The sequence below is a fragment of the Pseudonocardia sp. KRD291 genome, from assembly GCF_019263595.1.
GTDB lineage: Bacteria > Actinomycetota > Actinomycetes > Mycobacteriales > Pseudonocardiaceae > Pseudonocardia.
Genome location: NZ_JADQDD010000391.1, coordinates 1 through 4,833 on the forward strand (window position 1 = coordinate 1; position 4,833 = coordinate 4,833).

Consider the following 4,833-nt stretch of genomic DNA (forward strand, 5'->3'; position numbering starts at 1 on the left):
GTCCTCCCGTCGCGTCGGCGGACTCTGTCCGACCAGGCCGGGCGGCCGGGGTCAACCAGCGGTTCCGGTTGACCCCGAGTAACCGGTCTGGTTGCCCTCGGGGCGCCGTCGCGGCGGGATGACCCACCCCTCCCTGCCGCACCCCTCATCCTGGAGCTGAGGCCCTCCCCGGAGGGGCCGCCGGAGGTTCCTGTCCTCGTAGTTGTCGGCTACCGCCAACCTGCTGCGGTACCGAGGCGCGCTTGTGGTTGTGTTTGCTGCTCAGGGGCGGCTGGTGAGGAGCCGAGCGAGTCGGAAGTCGTCGTCGAACGTCCACGACGTCAGCCGGGGGTCCATGGCGTCGAGAACATCTCGCAGGTCAGCGCGCCGAGCCCCGAGGTCCTCGCGCAGGAGGGGTTCGTGGTGGGCGATGCGGTTGCGCAGCAGGTGCAGCCGGATGACAGGTCGTTCAAGACGCGCACGGTCGCCGCGGTGTAGGTGCGGGAAGGAATGACGGATGGCGGGCCAGAGGGTGGCGCTGTAGCGACGGGCGAGTAGGTAGCGCCAGAAGCCGAACGGCAGCTCGGCGACGAGCTTGCCGGGTAGGGCCGCCGCGGACACGTGTCCGGCGCGCCTCTTGGCGACCTCGATCTCACTGTGGGCCTGCGGGGCGAGTTCACGACGTGGGTCGTCGAACCACGTCCCCGGGTTCTGGCGGCGGCGGTGCCGGTCGGCGAGGGCATCGTGGATGGCGTTGCGGAGGAAGATTTCGCCGTGGCCGAGGACCTCCCAGAAGGCCGCAGCTACGCGGGCGTTCCATCGGTAGAGGTCGACGGCTCGTTGCAGGTCGGCGCCGGAGGCATCGAGGTAGGGCCGTAGACGCGGCTCAGACAGATGGCGCTGGATCACCGAGGCTGGTGGAGCGCCTGGCGTCGCTGAACTCGACACTGTGTGGACGCTCCTCTAACATGGTTGACGAAGACCCCGGAGCGATCCCTGGCCGTCCCACGTGGGCGAGCTACATCACCGGGGTTATTGCTTTGGCGCAGCGAGGCTAGCGACTTCCGTAGCGGCGGCCCTCGGCAGCCACGTCGCCGCCACACTCCGACTCGTCCGATGCTCATAGTTGTCGGTACGTGGCTCTACCCTGGTTCGTCGAGCCGGACGCGAGGTCGGGGGCGTCCGCGGGACGGTGGTCGGTGATGGTGCTGCGGGGCAGTTTCGGTGATACCCGGGTGGACCCGGTGGTGCTGTTCGACGTGCACGACCTCGAGGGCGCTGGCCCGCCGGCGGATGCGATCGACGTGCAGTTCCGGGCGCCGTTGACGTTCTCGCTGCTGGTCGATGCGCTGGTGCGCAACGACCGGGAGCTCGACGCTCAGACTTGCCTGACGGTGTACGAGAAGGTCATCGAGCACACCGTGGGCAAGGTCCAGGTCGCCTGCGGGTATGTGACCGACGACGGCTCGGTGTCGTCGCCGGCGCGGTTGGAGCTGGCCACGCTGGGAGAGAGCTCGGTACCTGGGCTCGACACGGTGCGGATGCACCATCACCTCTGGATCGGCCCGACCGCAGAGACCCTCGACGACGGGGTGCGGCGGACGGTCGACCGTCGCCGGCTCCGCGATGCTCTCCGGAACGTGGTCTGGCCGTCGTACCTGGGTCGGCTGCGGGAGCTGACGGAGCTGACCTGTGGGATCAGCTGGGGCATTCCCTGGCCCGGAGCGGCGGGCCAGATCGTCGACCCACCGCTGCATGAGCACCTGGCCGGACACGAACTGGGCGTATGCCCGAGTCCGTGGGGCGCACGGGAGATGTGGGAGCAGCCGACCGAGAAGTGGCTCGCTGACGTTGCGGAGGATGAGCGGGCTGCGGCCGGGGACGCCGAGCGCGGCCTTCTCTATTGGACCCCGCCGGGGACGGAACGCTCCTAGAGGCCGAGCTCCTGGCCGGCGTCGAGGTCATGCTCAACCCCCTGTTCCGCTGCGGTGTGTAGGCCGAGTTCGGGGACGTCGCGGCGGGCCCGCTCGACCTCCGCCGCCTGGGCGGCCTGGTCTGCCTCGCGCGCCTGTTCGACCGCACGGGCCTCTGCGGCCTGTTCGCGGGCGGCCTCGACTCCCCGGCGGTGGGCGTCCCGCTCGGCGCCGGCCTGCGCGGCCTCGCGCAGGGCCGCGACCGACTCATCGGGCCCCTCGACCTGGGTCGGCTCAGGGGCAGTCTCAACCGGTTCGGTGTCGATGGCCGGCGGCTCGTTGTCCGCCGCTGGCTCGAGCGCCTCGTCCGGCTCGGCGACGTCGACGGCTTCCTCCAGGTCGTCGTCCTGCACACCGATGTGGTCAGCGGCGTCCTGGCCGCGCTCGTGAACGACGTCGCCGCTGGACTCGGCCTCGATGGTCGCGGCGTCCCGCTCGGATTCTGGTGCGACCTTCGGGCCGTCCAGTTCAGCGGGCTCTTCCATCGCGAGGTGCCGTTCGGGGACCTCGTGGCCACCGTCGTGCACGTGTGCAGGAGTGCGCTCCTGCACGACATCCTCAGTAAGCGCCGGGTCGACGGTGTCGGCCCGCTCGGTTTCCGGCGTGACCGCCAGGTCCTCCGTCATCTCGGCCTGTTCCACCGCGACGTCGGGCTCGTCGCGTTCCATCTCCGGCGCCGCGGCCGGGTCGGCCAGGGTCGGCTCCGGGACGGCGGGTTCGGGGCCGCCGGCCCGTTCGCGGTGAGTGGGTAGGCCCCGGCGGTCGAGTTCCTCGGCGGCCAGGCTGGCGTCGGTGGCGACGTCGCTGCTGGCGGCCGCCCACTCGTGGCGGGCCTGGTAGATCTCCTCCAGGTCGGTGGCCCGGTCACTGTTCCAGGCAGCGAGGCGCTCGGCGGTGTCCCGCTCGATGGCCAGGTCCTCGTGGCGGCCGTCGCCGTCCGGGAGCGCGGCCAGTTCGGCGTCTGCCAGGCGGGCGGCGACCCAGTGCTCGTGCGCGGCCTGGTTCGCGGCCGCGAGCTCGTCGGCGACCCATTCCGGGGCGGCGGCCTGCTCGCGGCCCCACCGCTCGGTCATCGCCCACAGGTCGCCGTCGGGCAGCGCCTGGTGGTCGGTGACATCGGCCGGCTGCCCGAGTGCGTCCCGGGCCTGCGACCACAGGGCGCGGTGGAACTCGTGTTCCCGCGACGGTGCCGCGCCGAGCGAGACCTGCTCGGCCGGGATGCTGTGCAGCTCCCGGTAGGCCGCGGCGATCCCCGCGCGGCGCTCCCATTCGACCCGCCCCTGCGGGGACGCCTCCGCGTCCGGGGCCGGGCCCAGGTGGGCGGTGGCCCACTCCGGACCGGCCTCGGCGACCTGTCGGGCGAGGACGTCCTGGCGGTCGGAGGCGAGCACGGCCAGGGCCTGGGCGTACTCGCCCACCGACCCGTCCAGCGGGGCGCCGAGGGTCGTCCAGTCCCGCGGGTCCACGGCCTGCTCGGGGACGCGGCGCTCGGCGGTGTTGCGGACCCGCCACCGCAGCACGTCCGACACCGACGCGGCGTTCTCCAGCCTGCGGGCGGTGACCGCCTCGGTCAGGACGGTCTCGGCATTGTGCCCGGCCATCTCGGCCTCGCGCACCGAGCGCAGCAGCCGCCCGTACCCGGCCTCGCCCTGCACCGCCTGGGCCCGCTCCGGGCCCAGAAGCTCGGTCAGGTGCTCGCTGTAGCGGGCGCGCGCGTACTCCCCGGCCACCGCGTCCCACTGCCCGGCCGCCATGGTCAGCGACCCCGCATCGGCGACCCCGCGGTCACGGGCAAACGTGGCGGCCTGCTGGGCGGCGCTGTTGTCCAGCACCGCGGCCATCCGCTCCCGCGCCGACTCCGCCACCCGCTCCGGGGTGTGCACGTCCGGCTCCCGCTCCGTGACCAGATACAGGGTGTTGCGCTCGCGGCCGCGGGTCGCCGCCGGATACAGCGCCTCGCGGGTGGTGTCCCGATCGACGATCGGGTGCGAGGTGTCGACCGTGACGCCCTGGGCGGCGTGCCCGGTCACCGCGTAGGCCAGGCTCACGTGCTCCCGCACGTAGGTTTTCGGGAGGTGCGCGGTCGCGCCGAACCGGTCCTGCATCAGCAGGTCCCCGGTCACCGGGTGGACGCCGGTCACGGTGTAGACCTCGCGGTTGGTCACCGGCAGCGCCGGCCCGCGCCGGCCGCCTTCACTGATGGCCGGATCGACCCGGAGCCGGTAGTCGTTCATCCGGGCCTGCACCGAATCTCCAACGCTGACCGGCTGACGGTCCACGCCGAGGTTCCCAACGGGTTGGGCCTCCACCCGGCCGAGTTCGACCAAACGCTCCCGGATGCCTCGGGACAATTCGGCGGCATGCTGGTTGGTGCCCACGATCAGCAGCGACTGCTTCCCGGCCAGGGTGTCGGCCAGGTAGCCGCGGCTCGCGGCCTCCTGCATCTCCTCCAACCGGCCCGTGCGCAGCCGGCCGTGATCGGAGTAGGCGTCAACCGCCGTGTGGTCCCCGGCCCGCATCTGCAGGCTCGCCTGCGCTTCCCAGCCCTCGGTGAACCGGTGCACCTCGCGCAGCTCGTGCGCCCCGTTCGTCCGCGCGAGGTGGGCGAACATGCCACCCGCCCCGACCGCCTGCAGCTGCCCGGCGTCCCCGGTCGGCACGACCTTCCCGCCGGCTGCAGTGACCAGCGCGGCGATCGCGTGCATCTCCGCCGTCGACGACATCCCGGCCTCGTCGATGACCACCATGTCCCGCGCCCCGAGCCGGTCCCGGACCTGCCCGGTGACCGGGTCCGGGGTGAACGCCTTCAGGAACCGCGTCGTGTTCAACGCTTCGAGCCCGGTCCCGGCCAGGTTCTGGGTGGCGACCTGCGACGTCGCGA

Annotated in this window: 3 protein-coding genes; 1 reads left to right on the forward strand and 2 read right to left on the reverse strand. The window is 72.4% G+C overall.

What is annotated here, in order from left to right:
- Positions 1-261: 261 nt before the first annotated feature.
- Positions 262-888, reverse strand: a complete 627-nt coding sequence (locus I4I78_RS30440; RefSeq protein WP_218614962.1) for an Abi family protein — start codon at positions 886-888, stop codon at positions 262-264.
- A 290-nt stretch (positions 889-1,178) separates the two neighbouring features.
- Between I4I78_RS30440 and I4I78_RS30445 the strand changes: the two genes are divergently transcribed.
- Positions 1,179-1,913, forward strand: a complete 735-nt coding sequence (locus I4I78_RS30445; protein ID WP_218614963.1) for a hypothetical protein — start codon at positions 1,179-1,181, stop codon at positions 1,911-1,913.
- Here I4I78_RS30445 and I4I78_RS30450 read toward each other — a convergent pair.
- Positions 1,910-4,833, reverse strand: a 2,924-nt coding sequence (locus tag I4I78_RS30450) for an AAA family ATPase (protein ID WP_218614964.1), incomplete at its 5' end; no start/stop codon positions are given. The genes I4I78_RS30445 and I4I78_RS30450 overlap by 4 nt on opposite strands.